Raw genomic sequence first — 22,424 nt, 5'->3', positions numbered from 1 at the left:
GGCGCCGTCGCCTCAGGCGTCGTCGTTCGGCAGCGCGTGGAACCGGCGATCGATGTAGACGAGCGGGCGTCCCGGTCGACCCAGCAGCACCTCGTCGACCTCGGCGATCACGACGGTCGAGGAGCCGACGGCGACGATCGTCATGGGGTGGCAGCGCATCGCGACGCGCGCTTCGCGCAGGTACGGCTCGCCTGTCGGGAGCGCGCTCCAGCCCTGTGCGTCGGTGAAGCGCTCGGCGCCGCTCACCGCGAAGCTCTGCGCGAGTGCGGAGTGCTCGTCGTCGATCAGGTGCACCACGAAGCTGTCGGCCGAGAGGATCGCCCCGGCGCTGCCGGTCGCGCGGGTGACCGAGAACACGATCGCCGCGGGATCGACCGCCACGGAGGCGACGCTGGATGCCGTCAGCCCGACGGGTCCTGCCGAAGTGGTCGCGGTGATGATCGCGACACCGGCCGGATGCTGGCGGAACGCCGCCTTGAGCCCTTCGCCGACCGGGGACGGCACGGGGACGGGTGCGGGTGTGCTGGTCATTCGTGAGCCTCCTGGGGTGGGAGCGCGGCGATGAGGGGATGGTCGTGCGCGATCATCCCGACCTTGGCCGCGCCGCCCGGGGATCCGATCTCGTCGAAGAATTCGACGTTGGCCTTGTAGTAGTCCTGCCATTCGTCGGGCAGGTCGTCCTCGTAGAAGATCGCCTCGACGGGGCAGACCGGTTCGCACGCGCCGCAGTCCACGCACTCGTCGGGGTGGATGTACAGCGAGCGTTCGCCCTCGTAGATGCAGTCGACGGGGCATTCGTCGATGCACGCGCGGTCCTTGACATCGACGCACGGCAGCGCGATCACATAGGTCATCGGGTGGTCTTCGTTCGCAGCACGGTTCCACCGTAAGACCTCAAGTACACTTGAGGTCAAATCGGAGAGGCCCCTTGACAGCATCCAACGATTCCGACCGCACGCCGCACGCCCCGGACGAGCCCCTGACGATCGGCGAGATGAGCCGCCGCACGGGCGTCGCGCCCTCGGCGCTGCACTTCTACGAGAGCCTCGGCCTGATCGCGTCGACCCGCACCGCCGGCAATCAGCGCCGGTACGCGCGGCACATGCTGCGCAGGGTCTCGCTCGTCACCGTGGCGAAGCGCCTCGGCATCCCGCTGTCAGACGTGCAAGAGGCGTTCGCCGACGTGCCCCTCACCCAGACGCCGAGCCACGACGACTGGCAGCGCGCGTCCCGCCGGTGGAAGCGCGAGCTCGAGAAGCGCCGCGAGGGCATCGAACGGCTGGAGCGCGAGCTGACCGGATGCATCGGCTGCGGCTGCCTGTCGATGAAGGCGTGCGGGCTGCTCAACCCCGACGACGAGCTCGGCACACACGGCGCCGGCCCGCAGCGCCTCCAGGACTGAGCCCGTCGCCCCGCCCGTCTGTTTCTGCCGAATGGCGCAAACCGCCCGTCCATCTCTGCCGTTCGGCAGAAATAGACGGGCGGGAGACGGGGGTCACGCCACCGTGAACGCCGCCGACAGAAGGGACTGCTCGCGGGAGTCGGGGCCGACGAGCAGAGCGAACTCGCCCGGCTCGACCCGCCGCACACCGGCCGCATCGACGATCGAGCACTCGGCCACCGGCACCTCGACGCGCACGCGCGCGCTCTCCCCCGGAGCGAGGTCGACCTGCCGGTAGGCCTTGAGCTCGCGGTCGGTCCAGCTCACGCTCGTGACCTCGTCGCGCACGTACACCTGCACGGTCTCGCGCACCGGGCGCGAACCCGTGTTCGTCACGGTCACCTCGCCGACCACCGCATCCCCCACCGACAACGGCCCGGAGGACACCGTGAGATCCGAGTACGACACCGTCGAGTACGACAGTCCCTGGCCGAACGCCCAGGCGGGCGACTGCGTGAGGTCGGCGTAGCGGTCGCCGTGCTGTCCGCGGATCTGGTTGTAGTACGTCGGCTGCTGCCCGACGTGTCGCGCGAACGAGATCGGCAGACGCCCCGAGGGCTCCACGGCGCCCGTGACGATCTCGGCGAGCGCGCGCCCGCCCTGCATTCCGGGATTCGCCGCCCAGATGACGGCGGCGGCCTGAGAGACCGATGCCGGCAGCACGAGCGGCTTCGACGCGAGCAGCACTACCACCACGGGCTTCCCGGTCGCGATGAGAGCGTCGAGCAGGGCGTTCTGGCCCCCGATCAGCTCGAGCGTCGCGGTCGAGCGCCCTTCGCCGACGAGTTCGATCCGGTCGCCCACGACGGCGACGACGACATCGGATGCCGAGGCCGCGGCGACCGCCTCGGCGATCAGCGCATCATCGCGATCAGCCGGCACGACCACCGGCGGGCGCGGCTGCCCGTCGGGGAACGTCGCCCCGCGCGGGTCCTCCTCGAGCGTGAGGATGTCGGCGCCGCGGGCGTGCGTCACGGCCCAGCCGTCGACCCCGGCGAGGCCGTCGAGCACGGTCGTGATCATCTCGCGGGGCTGTCCGTCGAGCCATCCAGCCTGTCCCGAGCCGCCGGCCCAGTCGCCGAGCTGCGTCTGCGCGTCATCGGCGAGCGGCCCGACCACGGCGACCGACAGCGGTGCGACGGGCGAGAGCGGCAGCGTGCCGTCGTTCTCGAGCAGCACGAGCGAGCGCCGCGCGACCTCGAGGTTGAGGTCCGCGTGCGCGGCGCTGCCGACGACGGCATCCAACCCGTCCTGCGGGAGCCGGGGGTCCTCGAACAGCCCGAGCTCGAACTTGAGGGTGAGGATGCGGGCCACGGCTGCGTCGAAGTCCGACGACGACAGCATCCCGCGGGCGACCGCGTCCAACGCCCCCTCGTAGAACCCGGGGGTCGTCATGACCATGTCATTGCCGGCCTTCACGGCCGCGGCGGCCGCGTGCGTGTAGTCCGGCTGCACCTGCTGCTCCCACACCATGCGTCCGACGTTGTCCCAGTCGGTGATGAGCGTGCCGGTGTAGCCCCACTCGCCGCGCAGCACGTCGCTGAGCAGCCAGTCGTTGACCGTGATCGGCACACCGTCGGTGGTCTGGTAGCCGAGCATGAACGTGCGGCATCCCTCACGGGCGACGCGTTCGAACGGTGGCAGGAACCACGACCGCAGCTTGCGGCGCGAGATGTCGGCCTCGCTGGCGTCACGTCCGCCCTGCGTCTCGGAGTATCCGGCGAAGTGCTTGGCGGTCGCGAGGATCGCGGTGGGGTCGTCGAGGCCCTCGCCCTGGTAGCCGCGCACCATCGCCGAGGCCAGCTCGCCGATCAGGAACGGGTCCTCGCCGAACGTCTCGTCGACGCGTCCCCACCGCAGGTCACGGGCGATGCACAGCACGGGCGAGAACGTCCAGTGGATGCCGGTCGCAGCCACCTCGACCGCGGTGGCCCGGGCGACCTTCTCGACGAGCTCCGCATCCCACGACGCCGCCATCCCGAGCTGCGTCGGGTAGATCGTCGCGCCCGGCCAGAACGAATGCCCGTGGATGCAGTCCTCGCCGACGAGCAGCGGGATGCGCAGACGCGTCTGCGCCGTGAGCTCGTTCGCGCGGATCAGCCGCTCGGGCGAGGTGTGCAGGATCGAGCCGACGGTGCGCCGCAGCACGTGGTCGTCGAGGTCGTCGCGTGCGTCGAGCTGCAGCATCTGGCCGACCTTCTCCTCCACCGTCATGCGGTCGAGGAGGTCGGCGACGCGGGCCGCGATGGGGAGTGCGGGGTCGAGGTAGGGAAGGGAGTCGGTCAGTGTCTGAGAGGTCATCGCTTGCTGTTCGTCGTGTTCTGGTTCATGTCGCCGGCTGCCGCCGCCGGGCCGGATGCCGGGGCGCGCACGGCCGTCACCGGGTCGTTCACGTTCAGGCCCTTCTTCTTCATCGCCCTGGCCCGCTCGCCCGCCGACCGGAGCCGCGGGTTGACGTACTCGTCGATGCCGAAGTTGATGAGCGAGAGCGCGACGCCGATGATCGCGATGCAGAGTCCGGCGGGCACGTACCACCACCACAGCCGCGGGAACGCGCCGTTCTGCTGCGCCCAGAAGAGGATCGTGCCCCAGTTGAGGTTGCTCACCGGGATCACACCGATGAACGCGAGCGTCGTGAGCCCGAGGATCGCCGCGGTCACGGTGCCGACGAAGCTCGACGCGATGAGCGCCATGAGGTTCGGCAGCATCTCGACCGTGATGATGCGGCGCAGCGGCTCGCCGTTCGCGCGGGCGGCCTGGATGAAGTCGCGGTTGCGCAGCGACATCGTCTGGGCGCGCAGCACGCGTGCGCCCCACGCCCAGCCGGTGAGGCCGAGCACGGCCGCGATCACGATGAGCGGCGGGTTCTCGAACTGCGAGGCGACGATGATGATGAGCGGGATGCCGGGGATCACGAGGAACACGTTCGTGAGCGCCGACAGGGACTCGCTCTTCCAGCCGCGCACGTAGCCCGCGATCACGCCGATCGTGATGGCGATGAGGGTCGCGATGATCGCCGACAGGAAGCCGACGACCACGACGCCGCGGGTGCCGAAGATGATCTGGCTGAGCACGTCCTCGCCCATGTGGGTCGTGCCGAGCCAGTGCTCGAACGAGGGCGGCTGGCGCAGTGCGGAGCGGTCCTTCTGCGTCGGCCCGTAGGGGGCGACGAGCGGCGCGAGGATCGCCACGAGCACGAAGATCCCGAGGATGATCAGACCGGCGATGGACTTGCGGTTGCGGAACATCGCGAACGCCTGCGCCATCTGCGACCAGAAGGTCTTGCGCGGCGGCGTGGCTCCTCCGCCGGTGCGGAACGTCACGGTCTCCGGCATCCCGGTCGCGACCGTGCTGCCGTCGGGGGCGGTGGTGTCCGCCTGGGTGGGAACGCTCATGTCAGGCCTCCGTCTGGCGCGTGCGCGGGTCGAGGTATGCGTAGACGACGTCGGCGAGGATGTTGGCCACGAGCACCGACAGGGTGATCACGAGGAACACGCCCTGCATGAGGGCGAAATCCTTCGCGTTCGTCGCGTCGAGCAGCAGCTTGCCGACGCCGGGATAGCTGAAGACCATCTCCATCACGATCGTGCCGCCCACGATGAAGCCGATCGACAGCGCGAAGCTCTGGATCTGCGGCAGCACCGCGTTGCGGGCGGCGTACGCCCACAGCACGCGGCGGTTCGGCATGCCCTTGGCCTGTGCGACCGTGATGTAGTCCTCGTCGAGGACCGTCAGCATCATGTTGCGCATGCCCAGCATCCATCCGCCGAGCGACGCGATGATGATCGTGACCGCGGGCAGCGTGCCGTGCGAGATCACCTGGCCGATGAAGTCGAGGCTCCATTCGGGCGACTGCCCCTTGTCGTAGGCGTGCGACGACGGGAACCACTTCAGCGTCGACGAGAAGATCGCGATCGCGATCAGACCCAGCCAGAAGTACGGAATGGTGTTGAAGAACGTCGTGATCGGGATGAGGGCGTCGAGTCGGCTGCCGCGCTTCCACCCGACGATCGCGCCGCCGACCGTTCCGAGCGCGAACGAGATGATGGTCGCGAGCCCGACGAGGCCCAAGGTCCACGGCAGTGCGGCGCTGAGCACCTCGGCGACCGGGCGCAGGCCGTGCAGGGTCGAGATGCCGAGGTCGCCGCGGAACAGCGTGGCCCAGTACTCGAGGTACTGCTGCCACAGCGACTTGTCGGAGTCGATGCCGAGCAGGATGCGGAGGGACTCCGCCGCCTCGGGGCTGACGTTGCGGTTGCGCGCGAGGTACGAGTCGACCGCGTCGCCCTTCATGAACCGGGGCAGGAAGAAGTTGATCGTGATCGCGGCCCACAGCGTGAACAGGTAGAACGCGGCGCGGCCGGCGAAGAAGCGCCACGGCACGACCTTGCGGCCCTTCTGCGCCGTGGTGGCGGTCGTGCCGACCTCGAGTGCATCGGGACGGCCGTCTTCAGGATTCAGCCCGGTCTGGCCGAGCTCGGGGGATGCGGTGGTCACTGGTCGCCTCCTGTGCTGCCGATGCCGTTCGCCCCGGCCGAGGCGAAGTGCTTCTCGGGGTCGGGCGATGCCGCCCGCAGTTCGCGCGTGTAGGGGTCCTGCGGGTCGAGGATGACGTCGTCCGCGGGGCCGTACTCGACGACGCGACCCTGGTTGAGCACCATGATCTCGTCGCTGAAGTGCCGGGCGGTGGCGAGGTCGTGCGTGATGTACAGCACGCCGAGCCCCTCTTCGCGCTGCAGGTCGGCGAGCAGGGTCAGCACACCGAGTCGGATCGACACGTCGAGCATCGACACGGGCTCGTCCGCCACGAGCAGGCTCGGACGGGACGCGAGCGCCCGGGCGATCGCGACGCGCTGACGCTGACCGCCGGACAGCTCGTGCGGACGACGATCGATCACGGCGTCTGCGTCGAGGCGGACACGTTCGAGCAGGCGCCGCACCTCGGCCTCGGTCTCCTTCTTCGGCACGACGTCGTCGAGGCGGAGCGGACGCTCGATGTGGTACCGGATGGAGTGGTACGGGTTGAGGGAGGCGAACGGATCCTGGAACACCATGCGCAGCTGCTGGCGGTAGGTGCGCAGCCCCTTTCCCCGGCGCGGGATCGGCTTGCCGTCGAGGCGCACCTCGCCGCTCGTGGGGGTCTCGAGCTGGGTGAGGATCTTCGCGATCGTCGACTTGCCGCTGCCGGACTGCCCGACGAGGCCGATCGTCTGGCCCGAGGTGAGTGTGAAGCTCACGTCGTCGAGCGCCTTGAGCTGGCCGGCTCCACGGACGTTGTAGACCTTGGTGACGTGGGAGAACTCGAGAGTCGTCATCGCGCCAGCACTCCTCTCGCGCCGGTGAGCCGGGGGAACGACGACAGCAGGGTCTTGGTGTAGTCGCTCTGCGGGTCGGTCCAGATCTGCTCGGCGGACGCCAGCTCGACGATCTCGCCCTCGCGCATGATCGCGATCCGGTCGCTGATCTCGAGCAGCAGCGGGAGGTCGTGGGTGATGAAGATGACCGAGAAGCCGAACTCGTGCCGCAGCTGCGAGATCTGCTTGAGGATCTCCCGCTGCACGAGCACGTCGAGCGCCGTCGTGGGCTCGTCCATGACCATGAGCTGCGGGCGCAGAGCGAGGGCCATCGCGATCATGACGCGCTGGCGCATGCCGCCGGACAGCTCGTGCGGGAAGGAGCGGATGCGCTGGCGGCCGACCTTGACGATCTCGAGCAGCTCCTCCGCCTCGGCGCGACGCTGCTTCTTCGTCATGTCGGGACGGTGGATCTCGAAGACGTCCTCGAGCTGCGAGCCGATCGTCGCGACGGGGTTGAGGGCGTTCATCGCGCCCTGGAACACCATCGAGACCTTGTCCCAGCGGAAGCGCTGCATCGCGTCGACGTCGAGCGCGTTGATGTCGACGTCGACGCCGGAGGCGTCATGGAAGGTGACGCTGCCGCCCGCGATCACGGCCGGCGCTCGCAGCAGGCGCTGCACGCCGTACGCGAGCGTCGTCTTGCCGCATCCGCTCTCGCCGGCGAGACCGAGGATCTCGCCGCGCTGCAGTTCGAGCGTCACGTTCTTCACCGCCTCGACGGGCGGATCGACGTCGTACACGACCGAGAAGTCGCGCACGCTGAGGAGGGGGTCTGACATGGGTGGTGTCCTTCGTCGGGTGCTGAACACCCGGTCGTTGAGCGAGCGGAGCGAGCGCCGTACTGAGCGAGCGAAGCGAGTCGAAGTGACGAAACGCGCTGCGCCTGCGTTCGACGTTCCGCGCCGGGGTGGACGCGTTTCGTCTCGGTCCTTCGGTCCTCGCTCAACGACCGGGTGAGGCTGCTTACTCGGCGGGCTTCAGCTTCGTGAGGATCATCACGATGTTCTGCTGCGTCGGGTCGCCCGAGGCATAAGGGTCGTCTTCCGACGGCCAGCCCACGTAGTTGCGCGTGTTGTACTCGCCGAGCAGCGGGTGCGCGCCGAGCGGGATCGCGGGGACCTGAGCGACGAAGATCTGCTCCAGCGTCGTGATCGCCGCGGTGCGCTCCTCGTCGGACGAGGCGTTCGCGTAGGCGTTCAGCGCCTCCGTGGCGGCCGGGTCCTCGAAGCGCCCGAAGTTGAAGCCCGCGATCCCCTCGGGGGAGATCCAGCGCGGGTCCATCGTGGAGGTGTAGAGGCCGTAGGCCGTGCCGCTGTCCTCGAGCCAGTGGATGATCGCCGAGAAGGTGCCCTCGTCGCGGGGCCCGGCCCAGCCGCCCCAGTCGGGCATGTCGATCTTGACCTCGGCGCCGATCGCCTCGGTGACGTCCTCGGCGATGAGCTCCTGCGCGGTGTTCCAGTCGCTCCAGCCCGAGGGGACCGAGAGCGTGAACGAGACGGGCGTGCCGTCGGGGTCGATCAGCGCGTCGTCCTTCCAGGTGTACCCGGCCGACTCCAGCAGGTCGCGGGCCTTCTCGGCATCCACCGAGTAGTCCTGACCCTGGAACTCGGGCTGGATCTCGTCCTCGAGGATCGACGAGAGGCCGGTGACCGACCACACGGGTTCGCTCGCACCCTCGCGGGCGATGTCGACGTAGGCGTCGCGGTCGATGACCCAGGCGAGCGCCTGGCGGAACGCGACGTCGTCGAAGGGCTTCTCCTGGAGGTTCATGAACAGCGTCGCGGAACCGGTCGTCGGAGCCACGAAGAACTTGTTGTGCTCGGGGTCGGCGTCGAGGTACTGCTCCTGGATCTGCGGGATGAACGCCTGCGCCCAGTCGGCCTCGCCCTGGGAGAGAGCGGTGGTCAGCGCGGTGTTGTCGCCGTACGAGACGTAGTGCAGCTCGGGCACGGCGAGGTCGCCGCCCCAGTAGTCGTCGCGGGCTTCGAGCGTGACCGACTCGGTCGACCAGTTCGACAGCGCGTACGGGCCGGTGCCGACGAGGTCGTCGCCCTTGACCGGGTCGGTGGCCGGGTCGTCGAGGTTCTCCCAGATGTGCTTCGGCACGATCGGCACGTGCAGCACGCGCGACTGGTTGACGTACTTCGACTCGCCGAAGTTGAGCGTCACGGCGTCGCCCTCGACGGTGGCACCCTCGAACTTGAGGCCTGCGGTGTCGAGCGCGGGGGTCGAGACGAGCTCGTAGGTGTAGACGATGTCGTCGGCGGTGAAGGGCTCGCCGTCGCTCCAGGTGACGTCCTTGCGGGGGACGACGGTTACGGCGGTGTAGTCGTCGTTCCACTCGATGCTCTCGGCGAGCCACGGGGTCGTCTCGCGGTCGCCGGTCTGGTTGACGAGGGCCAGCGTCTCGAAGATGACCTTGCCGTAGCCGTACTTGGATGCCGAGGAGTCGCCGACATAGGGGTTGTTCGACTCGGTGGTGATGGCGCCGTCGGGCTTCGCGATCGTGAGCGCGGCTCCGCCGTCGGCGCCGTCTCCGGATCCGCCGTCCGACGAACATCCCGCGAGGACCGTGGCGCCGAGGGCGCCGACCGCGAGCGCGGCGATGAGGGACTTTCTGAGCTTCATTGCTTCTCCTTGGGCACGGGTCGTTGTGCTGTGAGCGGCGGGTGCTCGGGCATCCGCCGAGGTGTTTACTTACTGTCGAGAAAGTAAGTTGATGCGAGGTTACTCGTTAGTAAGTAAGGTTGGCAAGTACGGTCCGCGAGAGAGAGGAGCGACCATGGCGAAAGCAGCCGTCGCGCAGGAGCACGTGCGTCCGGCGACCCGCGCGAAGCGGGAGCAGATCCTCTCCGCGGCCGTGGAGATCTTCGGCAACAAGGGCTCGACAAACGGCACCCTGGCGGATGTCGCGGAGCAGGTCGGCATCACGCACGCCGGCGTCCTGCACCACTTCGGGTCGAAGCAGAAGCTGCTGCTCGAGGTGCTCGCGTTCCGTGACCAGGCCGACGTGCAGGACCTGGCCGAGAAGCACATCCCCGGGGGACCCGAGCTGTTCCTCCACCTCGTGCGCACCGCGATCGCGAACGTCTCCCGCCCCGGGATCGTGCAGGCCTATACCGTGCTCTCCTCGGAGTCGGTGACCGACAATCACCCCGGACGCGAGTATTTCGAGGAGCGGTACACGACGCTGCGCCGAGAGGTCACCGAGGCGTTCCGGGAGCTCTGCGCGCAGGAGGGCGTGACCGAACCCGACACGATCGCGATGGCCGCCGCCAGCATCCTCGCGGTCATGGACGGCCTGCAGCTGCAGTGGCTGCTGCACCGCGACGTGTTCGACCTGGGAGAGGCGAGCGAGTTCGCGATCCGCGCGATCGTGAACAGCGTGCTGCATCCCGGACCCGAGCTGGAGTCGTACAGCCACACCCCCTGACCCGCTATTTCTGCCGTTCGGCGCAAACCGACCGTCTATTCGTGCCGAACGGCAGAAATAGACGGGCGGGATGCCGCACAGATGTGCGCGAGTAGGCTCGGGGCCATGACGATCGACCTCGAAGCGCTGTACATCGACCTGCACCAGCACCCGGAGCTCTCGTTCCAGGAGACCCGCACCGCCGGCATCGCCGCCGGCCACCTGCGCGATCTCGGCCTCGACGTGCGCGAGGGCGTCGGCGTCACGGGCGTCGTCGGCGTGCTCGAGAACGGCGAGGGCCCCGTCGTGTGGGTACGCGCCGACATGGACGCGCTGCCCGTCGCCGAGGAGACCGGCCTCGCCTACGCCAGCACCGCCACCGGCATCGACCCCGCGGGGACCACCGTGCCCGTCATGCACGCGTGCGGCCACGACATGCACGTGACCGCGATGATCGGCGCGGTCGAGAAGCTCGTCGCCGACCGGGATGACTGGTCCGGCACCCTCGTCGTGCTGATCCAACCCGCCGAGGAGTACGGCGCCGGCGCCAGGGCCATGCTCGACGACGGCCTGCTCGATATCGTCCCGAAGCCCGACATCGTGCTCGGGCAGCACGTCACGCCGCTGCCCGCCGGCACGATCGGCGTCCGGTCGGGCACGCAGATGGCAGCCTCCGACGGCCTCACCGTCATCCTGCACGGACGCGGCGGTCACGGTTCGCGACCGCACTCCACGATCGACCCCGTCGTCATGGCCGCGGCCACGGTCATGCGACTGCAGACCATCGCCTCACGCGAGGTGGATCCTCGCGATGTCGCCGTCGTGACGGTCGGTTCGATCCACGCGGGACTCAAGAACAACATCATCCCGGCCGAGGCGAAGCTCGAGCTGAGCCTGCGCTACCCGACCGACGAGATGCGCGACAAGGTGCTCGCGAGCGTCGAGCGGATCGTGCGCGCCGAGGCTGCGGCATCCGGCGCCGAGCGCGAGCCCGAGATCCGCACCGACCACACGCTGCCGCCCACGATCAACGATGCTGATGCCACGGCGCGCGTGACCTCGGCCCTGCAGAGGGCCCTCGGGGAGACCGCTGTGATCGACCCCGGAATGTTCACCGGAAGCGAGGATGTGTCGTGGTTCGCGCGCGACACCGGCGCTCCGCTCGTCTTCTGGTTCTGGGGCGGTGTCGACCCGGCCCGGTTCCAGGCCGCGATGGCCGCGGGAACGCTCGACAAGGACATCCCCACGAACCACTCGCCGTTCTTCGCGCCCGAGATCCACCCGACCATCGAGGTCGGCGTCACGGCGCTCAGCGCGGCGGCGCGGGAGTTCCTCGGCTGACGCGCACCGCGCACTTTCCGCGGCCACGCTCGGCCGCGGAAAGTGCGCGGAAGTCACGAGCCGCCCTCAGCCGCCGATCGCGTTCATCCCGCGGGCCGGCTGCAGGAACGACGGATCGTCGATCGCGTGGCCGGGCAGCTTGCCGTGCACGCACGAGCGCAGCAGGGCGGCTATCGCCTCGGCCCGTTCGGCGGGGGAGGATGCCGCGCTCTCGCGCAGCACCGCGCCGAGGTCGTACTCGGAGTTCGAGAAGAGGCAGTTGCGGAACTGCCCATCGGCGGTGAGGCGCAGCCGGTCGCAGGCTCCGCAGAAGGGCGCCGTCACCGAAGCGATCACCCCGACCTCGTGCGGACCGCCGTCGATCCGCCACTTCTCGGCCGGCGCTCCCCCACGGCCGGGCACCGGGTCGAGCCGCCAGCGGGCACCGAGCGACTCGAGGATCTCCTCGCGCGTGACCATCGAGGCGCGGTCCCAGGTGTGACCGGAGTCGAGCGGCATCTGCTCGATGAAGCGCAGCTGCGCTCCCACGTCCATCGCGAACTGCACGAGGTCGACCAGCTCGTCGTCGTTCACGCCCCGCATCGCGACGGCGTTGAGCTTGAGCGGACGCAGCTCGGAGGCCGCGGCGGCAGCGATGCCCTCGAGCACATCGTCGAGACGGTCCCGGCGAGTGAGGTCGGCGAACTTCTGCCGGTCGATCGTGTCGATGCTGATGTTGAGCCGCGAGAGTCCAGCGTCGATCAGCTCGGGCAGCTTCTTCGCGAGCGTGATGCCGTTGGTCGTCATCGCGACCTCGACGGGCCCGTCCGGCCCCTCGATGCGGGAGATGCGACGCACGACGTCGACGATGTCGGCGCGCAGCAGCGGCTCACCGCCGGTCAGTCGGAACGTGCGGATGCCGAGGGATGCCGCGACCTGGGCGACCTCCTCGATCTCGTCGGTCGACAGGATGCTGGTGCGCGCGAGCCACTCGTTGCCCTGTTCGGGCATGCAGTACGTGCACCGCAGGGAGCAGCGATCCGTGAGGGAGATGCGCAGGTCGCGGTGGACGCGGCCGTGCGTGTCGACGAGGCGGCCGTCCCCGCGCTCGGGAGCGGGCGCGGGCGTGGTCGTCCGCCGCCCGATCGCGACGGGCACCGCCGTCATCGCCTCGCCCCGTTCCCCGCCATGTTTCGAGAGTAACCCGGTGGGATCGGGCCGGGGCCGTTTCGGCAGCCGCGGCCACCTCGTGTTCTCTGTCGTGACCGAGAACACGGTCGATGTCGTCCGGATCCTGCACCAGCGCAGGGATCCGTCGCAGCACCCTAGGCCAGGGGCACGAAACGCACGTCGGCGGGATCGACCCGCAGAAGCACCGGGTCACCCACGAGGAGGCCTGCTGCCTCAGAGAGGGAGACCTCGACTCGGCAGGACTCGGTGTGCACCCGCATCCCCGCGAGCGTGGGCTCGAGTCGTGCGATCCGGGCAGGCCACGCACCGGCATCCGACTCGCCGTCCCCGACGATCTGCACGTCCTGCGGGCGGAAGACGGCAGCGAGTGCGACGCCGTCCTTCTCCGCGAGTGCGCGGGAGGCGGTGTCTGTGCTCGTCAACCGGAGATCACCCCACCGCCACCCGCCGTCTCCGCTGACACCCTCGACCCGGTTGAGCCCGGCGATCGAGGCGACGAAGGCGGATGCCGGGGCGGCGAGCACCTCGCGCACCTGCCCGTGCTGCCTGACGCGGCCCCGTTCCACGACGATCAGTCGCTCCGCGAGGGCGACCGCATCGCCCGCGTCGTGTGTCACGGCCACGGTCGTCGTGCCCTGGAGCTGCTCGCGGAGCATCCGTCGGATCTCGCCGGCGGTGTCGGGGTCGAGGGCGACGAGAGGCTCGTCGAGCAGCACGGCCCGCGGCGCGGCGGCCAGTGCCCGGGCGACCGCGACGCGTTGCCCTTCCCCGCCGGAGAGTTCGTGCGGCATCCGTCCGCCCGCGCCGGGCAGCCCGACGCGGTCGAGCCACTCGTCGGCATTGCTCCGCGCGATCGCGGCGGCGACGCCGCCAGCCCGCGGCCCGAACGCGACGTTCTCGCGCACGGTCAGGTGCGGGAACAGCCGCGGATTCTGCCCCAGAAGCACGATGCCCCGTCGGGCCGGCTCGGTGCGCACCCGAGGCGCGGCGATGCGGTCGACGACCCGGCCGTCGATCTCGATCTCGCCCGCGGTCATGCCGACGATGCCCGCGAGGGCCTGCATCACGGTCGACTTGCCGGCTCCGCTCGGGCCCATGATCGCGACCGTCTCGCCCGCGGCGACCTGCAGTGCGACGTCGACGACGAAGTGCTCGCGCGGCACGACGACGTGCGCCCTCAGTCCCTGCGCCGCGCTCATCGGGTCGCCCCCGGCCGCCATCCGCGCACGAGCAGCAGCACCGCGATCGCGGCGGCGAGCAGCAGCAGCGCGAGGGCCACCGCGGTGCCCTGAGAGACGCCGGCCCCGTTGAACGCGGTGTAGATCGCGAGGGGCATGGTCTGCGTCACGCCCGGCCGGTTGCCCGCGAACAGCGCGGTGGCCCCGAACTCGCCGATCGCGCGGGCGAAGCACAGCACCACCCCGGCGACGATGCCCGGCGCGGCGAGAGGCAGGGTCACCCGGCGCAGGATCGTCCAACGGTTCGCGCCGAGCGCGGCGGCAGTGCGCTCGTACTCGACCCCGGAGGTGCGCACCGCCCCCTCGACCGCGAGCACGAGGAAGGGCAGCGCCACGAACGTCTGCGCGAGCACCACCGCCGGGGTGCTGAACGACAGCCCGAGCCCGCCGAACCAGCCGGCACGGCCGAACAGGTAGAGCAGAGCCACGCCGCCGACCATGGGCGGCAGCACGAGGGGGATCGTGACGGCTGCACGGAGCACCGCCGCGACCCGCGGCCCCGAACGGGCGATCGTGAGCGCGAGCGGCACGCCGACGATCGCGCACACCGCAGTGGCGACGAGTCCGGTGACCAACGACAGCACGAGCGCATCCCGAGCGGCATCCGAGGTCACGTCCGTGACGAACGTCGACCAGTTCACCCGAGCCACGAGCGCCGCGAGCGGCAGCACGAGGAACACGAGTGCGATCAGCGCGGGGACGAGGAGCGCCCGCGGCGCGTGCCCCCGGTGATCGGCTGCGCTCACGGTGCTCCGAACCCGAAGTCCGCGAGGATCTTCTGCCCCGCGTCCGAGAGCACGAACGCGACGAACGCCTCGGCAGCCTCACCGTTCGGAGCCCCGTCGAGCGCGGCGATCGGGTAGCGGTTCACGACGTCGTCGGCTCCGTCGGGAACGATCACCTCGATGTCGTCGCGGCCGATCACGTCGGTCGCGTAGACGAGTCCGGCGTCGGCCTCGCCCGCGGCGACCTTCGTCAGCACGGCCGTGACGTTCTGCTCGAGGCTGGCGGGCTCGACGGTGAGACCGGCGTTCGAGAGCAGGGTGGCGGATGCTGCGCCGCACGGCACCTCGGGAGCGCAGAGCACCGTCGTGACGTCGGCGAGGTCGGCAAGGCTCTCGACGCCGCCGGGGTTGCCGGCCGGCACGGCGATCACGAGCGTGTTCGACGCGAACAGGGTCGGGTCGACGGCGAGGTCCGCGAGCTTGTCCATGTTCTTCTCGTCGGCGGACGCGAACACGTCGCCAGGCGCGCCCTCCTGCAGCTGCGTGACGAGGGTCGACGAGCCGTCGTACACGGCGCTGAAGTTGACATCGGGGTGCTCCTCGACGAAGGCGGCGCCGATCTCGTCGAACGCGCCCTTCAGCGACGCGGCCGCGTAGACCGTGAGGTCTCCGGCCAGCGCGCTGGCGCTGGAGACGGTGTCGTCGGGAGTCGGTTCGGCGGAGGGCGACGAGCACCCGGTGAGGGCGAGCGCGGCGAGCGCGAGAACGGCGGCGGATCGGAGCAGCGAGCGGCTCATGTCAGCCCTTCGGGACTTCGACGACGACCTGGGTCGCCTTGACGGATGCGGTGGCCAGGGAGCCGACCTCGAGGTGGAGGTCGCGCGCGGCCTCGGCCGACATGAGCGACACGACGCGATGTGGCCCGGACTGCAGATCGACCTGCGCCATGAGGCCCTCGATCTGCACGCGGGTCACGATGCCGACGAAACGGTTGCGGGCGCTGGAGAGCACGCCGTTCGGATCGGTCGTCTCCTCGGCGAGCGCGACGGCTCGCGCGGCGAGCGCGTCACCCGGGATCTCTGCGGGCACGGCATCCGTGGTGGGGAGCAACCCCTGGTCGATCCAACGTCGCACGGTGTCGTCGCTGACTCCGAGCAGCTGTGCGGCGCGGGCGATGCGGAAGGTCTGCATGATCCGACCATACCGCCAATGCGGATCACTGCGGCTGATTTTATCCGCGGATGCGGAAGTGGTCGGCGGGGAACTCCGGAGTCAGACGGAGACAGCCGCCCGGGCGCGGCGCCTCTCGCTCACGATCAGCACGATCAGCAGGATGACGCCGGTCAGCAGGACGAGGTACGTGCTCAGCGCGGGCACCAGTGAGAGCAGCGATCCCTCGAGCGGATACGCGCCGTGCACGAACAGCGTGGGGTCGGTGCTGGCGTGGATGAGGATCGGCGCGATGAGGCTGCCCGTCACGCGCAGCGCGAGGTACATGATCACGCCGAAGGCGAACGTGTACGCCACCTGCTCGAGCGTGACGACGAGGCCCTGGTCGGTGGTGAACAGGTTGCCGAGGTGCAGGGCGGCGAAGATGGCGGACGACACCAGCGCGACGGCGATCTCCCCCTGACCGGCCTTGCGCATGAGATTCACGACGAAGCCCCGCGTGAGCACCTCCTCCGCGAAGCCGATGAAGAGCCCGGTGAGCAGCCAGCTGAAGACGAACGGGAGACCGGCCTCGCCGTAGTCGACGCTGAGCAGGGCGGTGACATTGATGACGAGGACCACGACGATCCCGATCCACATCCACCGACGCCCGCGGATCGCCTGCGGGGCGAACAGTTCACGGAGCCAGCCGACGGAGACGGCGAAGAGCACCAGGAGCACGCCGCCGAGGAGGATCGGAAGCCCTGTCCCGATGAAGACGTCGCCCGCGCTGCCCTTCTCGCCGCGGAGCGCGCCACCCTCGGGGAACACCGTCCCGACGAGCAGGCCGAGGAGTTGGTACAGCCCGTAATAGGCCGCCGCGAGTAGGAGCGCCCGCCACCAGCCACCGCGTTCCCAGAAGCGCCGCCACGGGTTGCCCGCTCGTCCCCCGGTCGTCAGGTCGTTCGTCGCTGTCATTGCCGCCCCCGCTCGTCGAGTCCTCGATCTGAGAGACATGATGGCAGTACGAGGGTGTCGGCGTCAGCATCCGAGCACGCAGAATGATGGTCGGGTGCGCGCTCGACCCCGAGGGATGATTCCCGCACACGGACCACCCGGGCTCCCCCGCGCCTAACCTGGTCCCATGGACCCCCTCGTCGCCCCCGCTCCGGCCCTCGACCCGTCCGAGCTCGTCCGCACCGCCCGTCACGCCGTGCTGGCCGGCATCGGCGAGGAGGGGCAGCGTCGGCTGTCCGCCGCCCACGTGGCGGTCGTCGGCGCCGGCGGGCTCGGCTCTCCCGTGCTGATGGCGCTCGCAGCCGCGGGCGTCGGCGCACTCACGGTGATCGACGACGACGTGGTCGAGCTGACCAACCTGCAGCGACAGGTGGTGCACCGCGTCGACGACATCGGCACGCCGAAGACCGACTCGGCCACGCGCGCGATCACCGCGCTCGCCCCGCAGGCCGCGGTCCGTGCGGAGCGGGTGCGACTGGATGCCGCGAACGCGGCCCGGCTGCTGGGTCCGGCCGACATCGTGGTCGACACGAGCGACTCCTTCGCGACGCGACGCGACGTGGCCGCGGCGGCCGAGCATCTCGGCATCCCTCTGGTCTGGGGCGCGGTGCAGGAGTGGCACGCGCAGGCGACCGTGTTCTGGTCAGCGCCGCCCGCAGGCCAGGCACCCGTCGTGCTGGCCGACCTGTTCCCGCCCGGCACCGAGGGAGAGCCGCCCAGCTGCGCGCAGGTCGGCGTGCTCGGCGCCCTGTGCGTGCAGGTCGGCGGGATCCTCGCCGGCGAGGTCGTGAAGCTGATCACGGGTGCGGGCGAGCCGCTGCTCGGACGCCTCGCGATGATCGACGCGCTCACGGCCCGGCAGCACGAGATCGCGATCCGGCCGGCGGTGGCCGCATGAGCGCCGCAGGCTCGCGACGCACCGTCGAAGAGCAGCTGGCCCGTGTACTCGGCGCGGTGCGGACGCTGCCCGTCGGGACGTTGACGGTGACGGATGCCGCGGGCCGCACCCTCGCCGCCGACGCGACCGCCGCCCATGACATCCCCCTGTTCGACAACTCCGCCATGGACGGCTTCGCGGTGCGCGGGGCCGACGTCGCGACGGCATCCCCCGAGCACCCTGTGACGCTGCGGGTGGTCGCCGACCTTCCGGCGGGTGCGTCCGACGACCCGGCCTTCGGCGAGGGAGAGGCGGTGCGCATCATGACGGGATCGCCCACGCCCAGCGCCGCCGACGCGATCGTGCCCTTCGAGGACACCGCCGGGGGACTCGCGGATTCGCTCGGCGCGGTGCGGGTGCTGTCTGCTCCGGCATCCGGTGCCTTCGTGCGTCGGCGGGGCGCCGACCTGCGCGCGGGTGACGCGGTGGTCCGGGCGGGCGAGCGCCTCGGCGCCTTCCAGGTGGCGGCCGCCGTCGCCGCGGGCGTCGGCCGGGTGGACGTGACGCGCGCTCCACGGGTCGCGGTCGTCTCGACGGGCAGCGAACTCCTCACGCCGGGCGAGACGCCGACACGGGGGCGCATCCCGGACTCCAACGGCCCGCTGCTGACGCAGCTCGTGAGGGATGTCGATGCCGAGGTCGTGCTCGTCGCCCGCGTCGCCGACGACGCCGGTGCCGTGCACGACGTCACCGCGGAGGCGGTGGCGCGCGGAGCGGACGTGATCGTCTTCACGGGCGGCGTGAGCGCGGGAGCCTACGAACCCGTGCGCGGAGCGTTCGACGGCGCCGGCGAGGTCGAGTTCGCGAGCGTCGCCATGCAGCCGGGCAAGCCCCAGGCGTTCGGCGTGCTCGGCGCGGGGACGCTCGTGTTCGGCCTGCCCGGCAATCCCGTGAGCGTCGCGGTGTCGTTCGAGGTGTTCGTGCGACCCGCCCTGCTCGCGCTGCAGGGCCGCGCCGAGATCCATCGGGCACGCGCCGTGTTCACGGCCGCCGCCGACTGGAACACCCCGCCGGGACGCCGCCAGTACCTCCCCGCCGTGGTCGACCTGCGGGAGCGCACCGTGCGGCCGGCGACAGCCGGTGGTTCGGGTTCCCACCTCGCCGGCGGCCTCGCCCGCGCGCACGCGTTCGCGATCGTCCCCGCGGAGGTCGAGCGGGTCGCCGCGGGCGACGAGATCGATGTCATGCTGGTCTGATGAGCTTCCCGCACCTCGACGACGCCGGTCGGGCGCACATGGTCGACGTCACCGCCAAGCAGCCGACCGTGCGCACCGCGACCGCCCGCGGCTTCGTCCGCTGCAGCCCCGTCGTGATCGCGGCGCTGCGCGACGGCACCGCGCCGAAGGGCGACGTGCTCGCGGTCGCCCGCATCGCCGGCATCCAGGCGGCCAAGTCCACACCCTCGCTGCTCCCCCTCGCGCACGTGATCGGGGTGCACCGGGCGAGCGTCGAGCTCGAGGTCGTCGATGAGGGCGTGCACATCGAGGCGACCGTGGGCACCGCCGACCGCACGGGCGTCGAGATGGAGGCCCTCACCGCGGTCTCGGTCAGCGCGCTCGCGATCGTCGACATGGTGAAGGGCATCGACCGCTCCGTCGTGATCGAAGACGTGCGCATCGTCGCGAAGTCGGGCGGGCGCTCGGGTGACTGGGTGCGCGAGGGCGAGGCGCCGTGACCCGCGTGCGCTATTTCGCCGCAGCCGCCGAGGCCGCGGGAACGGATGCCGAGGACCGGTCCGAGGGGACTCTGGCCGAGCTGCGCGCGGCGGTCGTGGTCGAGCATCCGGCTCTCGCCGACATCCTGCCGCGGTGCGCGGTCATGGTCGACGGAGTGCGCAGCGACGCGGATCGGTCGCTCGAGGGCGTCGAGCTCATCGACGTGCTGCCGCCGTTCGCCGGCGGCTGAGAAACACCTGCCCCTCACCCCCGGTCGTTGAACGAGCGCAGCGAGACGAAACGCCCCACGACCTGAGGACGTACCGGGGTCAGCCGCCGATGCCCTTCCACAGGGTCGAGCCGTCGGACTCCAGCTGACGCTTCCACACCGGGAGGTCGCGCTTGATGTCCTCGATCACGGCACGGCACACCTCGAACGCCTCGGCGCGGTGCTCGGCCGCCACCGCGATCACGACCGCCGCGTCACCCACCTGAAGGGTGCCGATGCGGTGGCTCACCGCGACGTCCACGCGGGCCGCGCCCACGGCATCCGCCCCCGCCTTCTCGGCGATGGACCGCAGCACGGCCTCGGCGTCGGGATGCGCACTGTACTCCAGACCCACGACGGGGGTCTCGGCGTCGGGGTCGTTGTCGCGCACCCGTCCGATGAAGGTCGTGACGCCTCCGAGCGCCGGGTCCTCGACCGCGCGCAGATGCGTGTCGAGGTCGAGCGGCTCCTCCGAGATGGCGGCGATGCGTACGGTGTTCATGAGTGGTCCCCTCCGTCGACCTGATCCACGACATGACGTGCCACGGTGAGGATCACCGGGATGCCGGAGGCCACGGCGCGCGTGGACCCCGGGAGGTTCACGATCAGTGCGCCCGCCGGATCCACGATGCCCGCGAGACCCCGCGAGATCACCGAGAGCGGCGTGTCGGCGAGTCCGCTGCGACGCAGCTCCTCGGCGATGCCCGGCACCTCCCGCGTGATGACCTGTCGCGTGCCCTCGGGTGTCTGATCGCGCGGGCTCACCCCGGTGCCGCCCGTCGTCACGATGAGCCGGATGCCGCGGCCGACCGCGCGCCGCAGAGCCTCGGCGACGGACTCCACCCCGTCGGCGACGATCTCGGCGTCGGGGCAGTGCCACCCGGCATCCCGCAGCAGCCCCACCGCGATGGGACCGCCGCGGTCCTCGCGCTCACCCGCGAACGATCGGTCCGAGACGGTGATCACGCACGCGGGGAGTGACGTCATGGGTCCACCCTAGGGCGCGACGATCCCGCCCGCACGGACCTCGGGCCACCCGCGCGGATCTCAGACCACCCGGATGAGCGAGCGCTGCCATCCCGAGGAGCCGTCGGGCGCGATGGGCGCTCGTTCCTCGATCTGCAGATCGCCGTTCTTGTTGACGGCTCGCACCGCCACGTAGTGCGTACCGGGCGTCGCGTCCCATTCGACGAACCACTGCACCCAGGTGTCCTCGTTGACGGGAGCCGACAGGGTCGCCGCCTGCCAGTCGCCGTCGTCGATGCTCACCTCGACGCGTTCGATGCCGACCGACTGCGCCCACGCGACGCCCGCGATCGGGACCTTGCCCGCATCGACCGCTGCTCCGAGCTTGGGGGTGTCGATGCGCGACGAGAACTTGATCGGCGCCTCGGCGCTGTACCCGCGCGGCGTCCAGTACGCCTCGTCCTTCTCGAAGGTGGTGACCTTGAGCTCCGTGAGCCACTTGGTCGCCGACACGTAGCCGTAGAGGCCCGGCACGACCATGCGCACCGGGAAGCCGTGCTCGAGCGGCAGCGGTTCGCCGTTCATGCCCACGGCGAGGATCGCGTCCAGGTTCTCGTCGGTCAGCGCCGACAGCGGGGTGCTGGCGGTGTAGCCGTCGACGCTCTTCGACAGGACCATGTCGGCGCCGTCCTTGACTCCGGCCTTCTTCAGCACCTCGCGCAGCGGGACGCCGAGCCACTTCGCGCTGCCGACGAGCTCGCCGCCGACCTCGTTCGACACGCACGTCAGCGTGATCGAGTACTCGTCGAGGCCCATGTCGAGGATGTCCTGGAAGCTCATCTCCACACGGTTGTCGACCATCCCGTCGATGACCAGTCGCCACGTCGCGGGGTCGATGGTCGGCACGGTGAGCGCGGTGTCCACGCGGTAGAAGTCCTTGTTCGGGGTGTACAGCGAGCTGAGGCCCTTGATGTCGAGCTCGGCGCCGTCCGGCACGGTGACGGTCGACTTCGGCGAAGGGAGCTTGAGGGAGTCGCGGATCGAGGCCACCGAGGCCACCGTCGTGCTGACCACGCGCGAGGCGACGCCGACGACGGCCGCCGCCGCGGCCGTGATGCCGGCGAGCACGAAGAACTGACGACGACCGAGCTGCGTCGGCGTGGCGGTGCGGTGGTCACCCGCGGCGACGTCGTCGCCGTCGTCGATGCCGTCGCGGGTGGTCTCGACGACGCCGTCGCGCCACGCGCGGAGGCGGCGGACGAGCAGGACGAGGATGATCGAGCCCACGACCGTCGCGATCACGGGCGGCAGGAACGCGAGGGGGGTCGCCCCTGCGCGCGTCACGATCGCGGCCGTCGACAGCGCCCCGGCGATCACGAGCGCGATGACGCCGAGCGGGGCCTTCACGAGCTGCAGGATGCCGGCGATCGCCGAGGCGATCACCACCGCCAGTCCGAGCCCGGCCAGCAGCGCGATCTTGTCGTACTCGCCGAACGTCGCGATCGCGAACTCCTTGAACGGCTGCGGGACGATGTCGATCACGAAGCCGCCGACCGCGAGGATCGGGCTGGCTTCCCGCGCGACGATCAGCGCGAGCAGCTCGGCCGTCGCGAGGAACGTCCCGCCGCCGATGAGGCCGGCGAGCGCCGCCCACAGGAAGAACCTCTTGCGCGGTGCGTTCCGTGACATGTGCGTTCTCCTCGTTCGACGGCGACGTGGGTCACCCTCTGTTCGGAGCGGACGCGGGA

At 70.4% G+C, this 22,424-nt stretch carries 24 protein-coding genes; 7 read left to right on the top strand and 17 right to left on the bottom strand.

Annotated elements, in window-relative coordinates:
• Positions 1-12: 12 nt before the first annotated feature.
• Both AKH00_RS13190 and fdxA read right to left on the bottom strand, forming a co-directional pair.
• The gene (locus tag AKH00_RS13190; protein WP_050723216.1) at positions 13-531 is read right to left on the bottom strand and encodes a flavin reductase family protein; all 519 of its coding nucleotides are present in this window, start codon (positions 529-531) and stop codon (positions 13-15) included.
• The gene (gene fdxA, locus AKH00_RS13185; protein ID WP_050723215.1) at positions 528-854 is read right to left on the bottom strand and encodes a ferredoxin; all 327 of its coding nucleotides are present in this window, start codon (positions 852-854) and stop codon (positions 528-530) included. Before fdxA ends, AKH00_RS13190 begins: the two co-directional genes overlap by 4 nt.
• Before the next feature lie 74 nt (positions 855-928).
• On the opposite strand from fdxA, the gene soxR reads away from it, so the two are divergent.
• Positions 929-1,402, top strand: coding sequence for a redox-sensitive transcriptional activator SoxR (soxR, locus tag AKH00_RS13180; protein WP_268768113.1), 474 nt, complete (start codon positions 929-931; stop codon positions 1,400-1,402).
• 93 nt (positions 1,403-1,495) lie between these two features.
• Here the strand turns inward: soxR and AKH00_RS13175 are convergent, their stop codons facing one another.
• The 6 genes from AKH00_RS13175 to AKH00_RS13150 all read right to left on the bottom strand — a co-directional run bounded on the left by AKH00_RS13175 (position 1,496) and on the right by AKH00_RS13150 (position 9,426).
• Positions 1,496-3,742, bottom strand: a complete 2,247-nt coding sequence (locus AKH00_RS13175; protein ID WP_050723214.1) for a glycoside hydrolase family 3 N-terminal domain-containing protein — start codon at positions 3,740-3,742, stop codon at positions 1,496-1,498.
• A complete protein-coding gene (locus tag AKH00_RS13170; protein ID WP_082297619.1) occupies positions 3,739-4,836 on the bottom strand; it encodes an ABC transporter permease in 1,098 nt (365 codons plus the stop codon). The genes AKH00_RS13175 and AKH00_RS13170 overlap by 4 nt, the downstream gene beginning before the upstream one ends.
• A gap of 1 nt (position 4,837) precedes the next feature.
• Positions 4,838-5,938, bottom strand: a complete 1,101-nt coding sequence (locus AKH00_RS13165) for an ABC transporter permease (RefSeq protein ID WP_050723213.1) — start codon at positions 5,936-5,938, stop codon at positions 4,838-4,840.
• Positions 5,935-6,756: an ABC transporter ATP-binding protein gene (locus AKH00_RS13160; protein ID WP_050723212.1), complete on the bottom strand. Its 822-nt coding sequence runs from the start codon at positions 6,754-6,756 to the stop codon at positions 5,935-5,937. Before AKH00_RS13160 ends, AKH00_RS13165 begins: the two co-directional genes overlap by 4 nt.
• Positions 6,753-7,577, bottom strand: a complete 825-nt coding sequence (locus tag AKH00_RS13155) for an ABC transporter ATP-binding protein (protein ID WP_050723211.1) — start codon at positions 7,575-7,577, stop codon at positions 6,753-6,755. Before AKH00_RS13155 ends, AKH00_RS13160 begins: the two co-directional genes overlap by 4 nt.
• Positions 7,578-7,761: 184 nt before the next feature.
• On the bottom strand, positions 7,762-9,426 hold the full coding sequence (locus tag AKH00_RS13150) for an ABC transporter substrate-binding protein (protein WP_050723210.1): 1,665 nt from the start codon (positions 9,424-9,426) through the stop codon (positions 7,762-7,764).
• A gap of 154 nt (positions 9,427-9,580) precedes the next feature.
• On the opposite strand from AKH00_RS13150, the gene AKH00_RS13145 reads away from it, so the two are divergent.
• Positions 9,581-10,231, top strand: a complete 651-nt coding sequence (locus AKH00_RS13145) for a TetR/AcrR family transcriptional regulator (protein ID WP_050723209.1) — start codon at positions 9,581-9,583, stop codon at positions 10,229-10,231.
• A 105-nt stretch (positions 10,232-10,336) separates the two neighbouring features.
• Positions 10,337-11,551 carry an amidohydrolase gene (locus tag AKH00_RS13140; protein ID WP_050723208.1) on the top strand — a complete coding sequence of 405 codons (1,215 nt, stop codon included), beginning with the start codon at positions 10,337-10,339 and terminating at the stop codon, positions 11,549-11,551.
• 66 nt (positions 11,552-11,617) lie between these two features.
• Here the strand turns inward: AKH00_RS13140 and moaA are convergent, their stop codons facing one another.
• From moaA to AKH00_RS13110, 6 genes are all read right to left on the bottom strand, one after another.
• Entirely contained in the window at positions 11,618-12,697 is a 1,080-nt protein-coding gene (gene moaA / locus AKH00_RS13135; RefSeq protein ID WP_050723207.1) for a GTP 3',8-cyclase MoaA, read from the bottom strand.
• Positions 12,698-12,855: 158 nt separating this feature from the next.
• Positions 12,856-13,920, bottom strand: coding sequence for a sulfate/molybdate ABC transporter ATP-binding protein (locus AKH00_RS13130; protein ID WP_235556773.1), 1,065 nt, complete (start codon positions 13,918-13,920; stop codon positions 12,856-12,858).
• Positions 13,917-14,705, bottom strand: a complete 789-nt coding sequence (locus tag AKH00_RS13125; protein WP_050723205.1) for an ABC transporter permease — start codon at positions 14,703-14,705, stop codon at positions 13,917-13,919. Before AKH00_RS13125 ends, AKH00_RS13130 begins: the two co-directional genes overlap by 4 nt.
• Positions 14,702-15,481 (bottom strand): molybdate ABC transporter substrate-binding protein, encoded by a 780-nt coding sequence (gene modA / locus AKH00_RS13120; RefSeq protein ID WP_050723204.1) that lies wholly within the window; start codon positions 15,479-15,481, stop codon positions 14,702-14,704. The genes AKH00_RS13125 and modA overlap by 4 nt, the downstream gene beginning before the upstream one ends.
• Before the next feature lies 1 nt (position 15,482).
• Positions 15,483-15,875, bottom strand: a complete 393-nt coding sequence (locus AKH00_RS13115) for a TOBE domain-containing protein (RefSeq protein ID WP_050723203.1) — start codon at positions 15,873-15,875, stop codon at positions 15,483-15,485.
• An 81-nt stretch (positions 15,876-15,956) separates the two neighbouring features.
• Positions 15,957-16,811: a CPBP family intramembrane glutamic endopeptidase gene (locus tag AKH00_RS13110; protein WP_050723202.1), complete on the bottom strand. Its 855-nt coding sequence runs from the start codon at positions 16,809-16,811 to the stop codon at positions 15,957-15,959.
• A 166-nt stretch (positions 16,812-16,977) separates the two neighbouring features.
• On the opposite strand from AKH00_RS13110, the gene AKH00_RS13105 reads away from it, so the two are divergent.
• The 4 genes from AKH00_RS13105 to AKH00_RS13090 are packed head-to-tail and all read left to right on the top strand — an operon-like array spanning position 16,978 to position 19,692.
• Positions 16,978-17,748, top strand: coding sequence for a HesA/MoeB/ThiF family protein (locus AKH00_RS13105; protein WP_050723201.1), 771 nt, complete (start codon positions 16,978-16,980; stop codon positions 17,746-17,748).
• Complete coding sequence (locus AKH00_RS13100) at positions 17,745-18,983, top strand: molybdopterin molybdotransferase MoeA (protein ID WP_050723200.1); 1,239 nt, start codon at positions 17,745-17,747, stop codon at positions 18,981-18,983. Before AKH00_RS13105 ends, AKH00_RS13100 begins: the two co-directional genes overlap by 4 nt.
• Positions 18,983-19,462 carry a cyclic pyranopterin monophosphate synthase MoaC gene (gene moaC / locus AKH00_RS13095; protein WP_050723199.1) on the top strand — a complete coding sequence of 160 codons (480 nt, stop codon included), beginning with the start codon at positions 18,983-18,985 and terminating at the stop codon, positions 19,460-19,462. Before AKH00_RS13100 ends, moaC begins: the two co-directional genes overlap by 1 nt.
• A complete protein-coding gene (locus AKH00_RS13090; protein WP_050723198.1) occupies positions 19,459-19,692 on the top strand; it encodes a MoaD/ThiS family protein in 234 nt (77 codons plus the stop codon). The genes moaC and AKH00_RS13090 overlap by 4 nt, the downstream gene beginning before the upstream one ends.
• A gap of 79 nt (positions 19,693-19,771) precedes the next feature.
• On the opposite strand, the gene AKH00_RS13085 is transcribed toward AKH00_RS13090, so the two are convergent.
• The 3 genes from AKH00_RS13085 to AKH00_RS13075 are packed head-to-tail and all read right to left on the bottom strand — an operon-like array spanning position 19,772 to position 22,365.
• Positions 19,772-20,212 carry a molybdenum cofactor biosynthesis protein MoaE gene (locus AKH00_RS13085; protein WP_050723197.1) on the bottom strand — a complete coding sequence of 147 codons (441 nt, stop codon included), beginning with the start codon at positions 20,210-20,212 and terminating at the stop codon, positions 19,772-19,774.
• Entirely contained in the window at positions 20,209-20,697 is a 489-nt protein-coding gene (locus AKH00_RS13080) for a MogA/MoaB family molybdenum cofactor biosynthesis protein (RefSeq protein ID WP_050723196.1), read from the bottom strand. The genes AKH00_RS13085 and AKH00_RS13080 overlap by 4 nt, the downstream gene beginning before the upstream one ends.
• A 60-nt stretch (positions 20,698-20,757) precedes the next feature.
• Positions 20,758-22,365: a molybdopterin-dependent oxidoreductase gene (locus tag AKH00_RS13075; RefSeq protein ID WP_050723195.1), complete on the bottom strand. Its 1,608-nt coding sequence runs from the start codon at positions 22,363-22,365 to the stop codon at positions 20,758-20,760.
• Positions 22,366-22,424 lie beyond the last annotated feature (59 nt).

The organism is Microbacterium sp. GCS4, assembly GCF_001262495.1.
Taxonomy (GTDB): Bacteria; Actinomycetota; Actinomycetes; order Actinomycetales; family Microbacteriaceae; genus Microbacterium.
Note: the sequence above shows the minus strand (reverse complement) of the source record. Positions and strands in the feature narration are given on the sequence as shown.

Excerpts from the sequence above, each read along its gene's own strand:
- AKH00_RS13100 (WP_050723200.1), top strand. The coding sequence starts at position 17,745 with ATGAGCGCCGCAGGCTCGCGACGCACCGTCGAAGAGCAGCTGGCCCGT.
- AKH00_RS13150 (WP_050723210.1), bottom strand. The coding sequence starts at position 9,426 with ATGAAGCTCAGAAAGTCCCTCATCGCCGCGCTCGCGGTCGGCGCCCTC.
- AKH00_RS13085 (WP_050723197.1), bottom strand. The coding sequence starts at position 20,212 with ATGAACACCGTACGCATCGCCGCCATCTCGGAGGAGCCGCTCGACCTC.
- AKH00_RS13190 (WP_050723216.1), bottom strand. The coding sequence starts at position 531 with ATGACCAGCACACCCGCACCCGTCCCCGTGCCGTCCCCGGTCGGCGAA.
- AKH00_RS13145 (WP_050723209.1), top strand. The coding sequence starts at position 9,581 with ATGGCGAAAGCAGCCGTCGCGCAGGAGCACGTGCGTCCGGCGACCCGC.
- moaC (WP_050723199.1), top strand. The coding sequence starts at position 18,983 with ATGAGCTTCCCGCACCTCGACGACGCCGGTCGGGCGCACATGGTCGAC.
- AKH00_RS13110 (WP_050723202.1), bottom strand. The coding sequence starts at position 16,811 with ATGACAGCGACGAACGACCTGACGACCGGGGGACGAGCGGGCAACCCG.
- AKH00_RS13130 (WP_235556773.1), bottom strand. The coding sequence starts at position 13,920 with ATGAGCGCGGCGCAGGGACTGAGGGCGCACGTCGTCGTGCCGCGCGAG.
- AKH00_RS13115 (WP_050723203.1), bottom strand. The coding sequence starts at position 15,875 with ATGCAGACCTTCCGCATCGCCCGCGCCGCACAGCTGCTCGGAGTCAGC.
- AKH00_RS13160 (WP_050723212.1), bottom strand. The coding sequence starts at position 6,756 with ATGACGACTCTCGAGTTCTCCCACGTCACCAAGGTCTACAACGTCCGT.
- AKH00_RS13105 (WP_050723201.1), top strand. The coding sequence starts at position 16,978 with ATGGACCCCCTCGTCGCCCCCGCTCCGGCCCTCGACCCGTCCGAGCTC.
- AKH00_RS13080 (WP_050723196.1), bottom strand. The coding sequence starts at position 20,697 with ATGACGTCACTCCCCGCGTGCGTGATCACCGTCTCGGACCGATCGTTC.
- modA (WP_050723204.1), bottom strand. The coding sequence starts at position 15,481 with ATGAGCCGCTCGCTGCTCCGATCCGCCGCCGTTCTCGCGCTCGCCGCG.
- fdxA (WP_050723215.1), bottom strand. The coding sequence starts at position 854 with ATGACCTATGTGATCGCGCTGCCGTGCGTCGATGTCAAGGACCGCGCG.
- moaA (WP_050723207.1), bottom strand. The coding sequence starts at position 12,697 with ATGACGGCGGTGCCCGTCGCGATCGGGCGGCGGACGACCACGCCCGCG.
- AKH00_RS13140 (WP_050723208.1), top strand. The coding sequence starts at position 10,337 with ATGACGATCGACCTCGAAGCGCTGTACATCGACCTGCACCAGCACCCG.
- AKH00_RS13155 (WP_050723211.1), bottom strand. The coding sequence starts at position 7,577 with ATGTCAGACCCCCTCCTCAGCGTGCGCGACTTCTCGGTCGTGTACGAC.
- AKH00_RS13170 (WP_082297619.1), bottom strand. The coding sequence starts at position 4,836 with ATGAGCGTTCCCACCCAGGCGGACACCACCGCCCCCGACGGCAGCACG.
- AKH00_RS13075 (WP_050723195.1), bottom strand. The coding sequence starts at position 22,365 with ATGTCACGGAACGCACCGCGCAAGAGGTTCTTCCTGTGGGCGGCGCTC.
- AKH00_RS13175 (WP_050723214.1), bottom strand. The coding sequence starts at position 3,742 with ATGACCTCTCAGACACTGACCGACTCCCTTCCCTACCTCGACCCCGCA.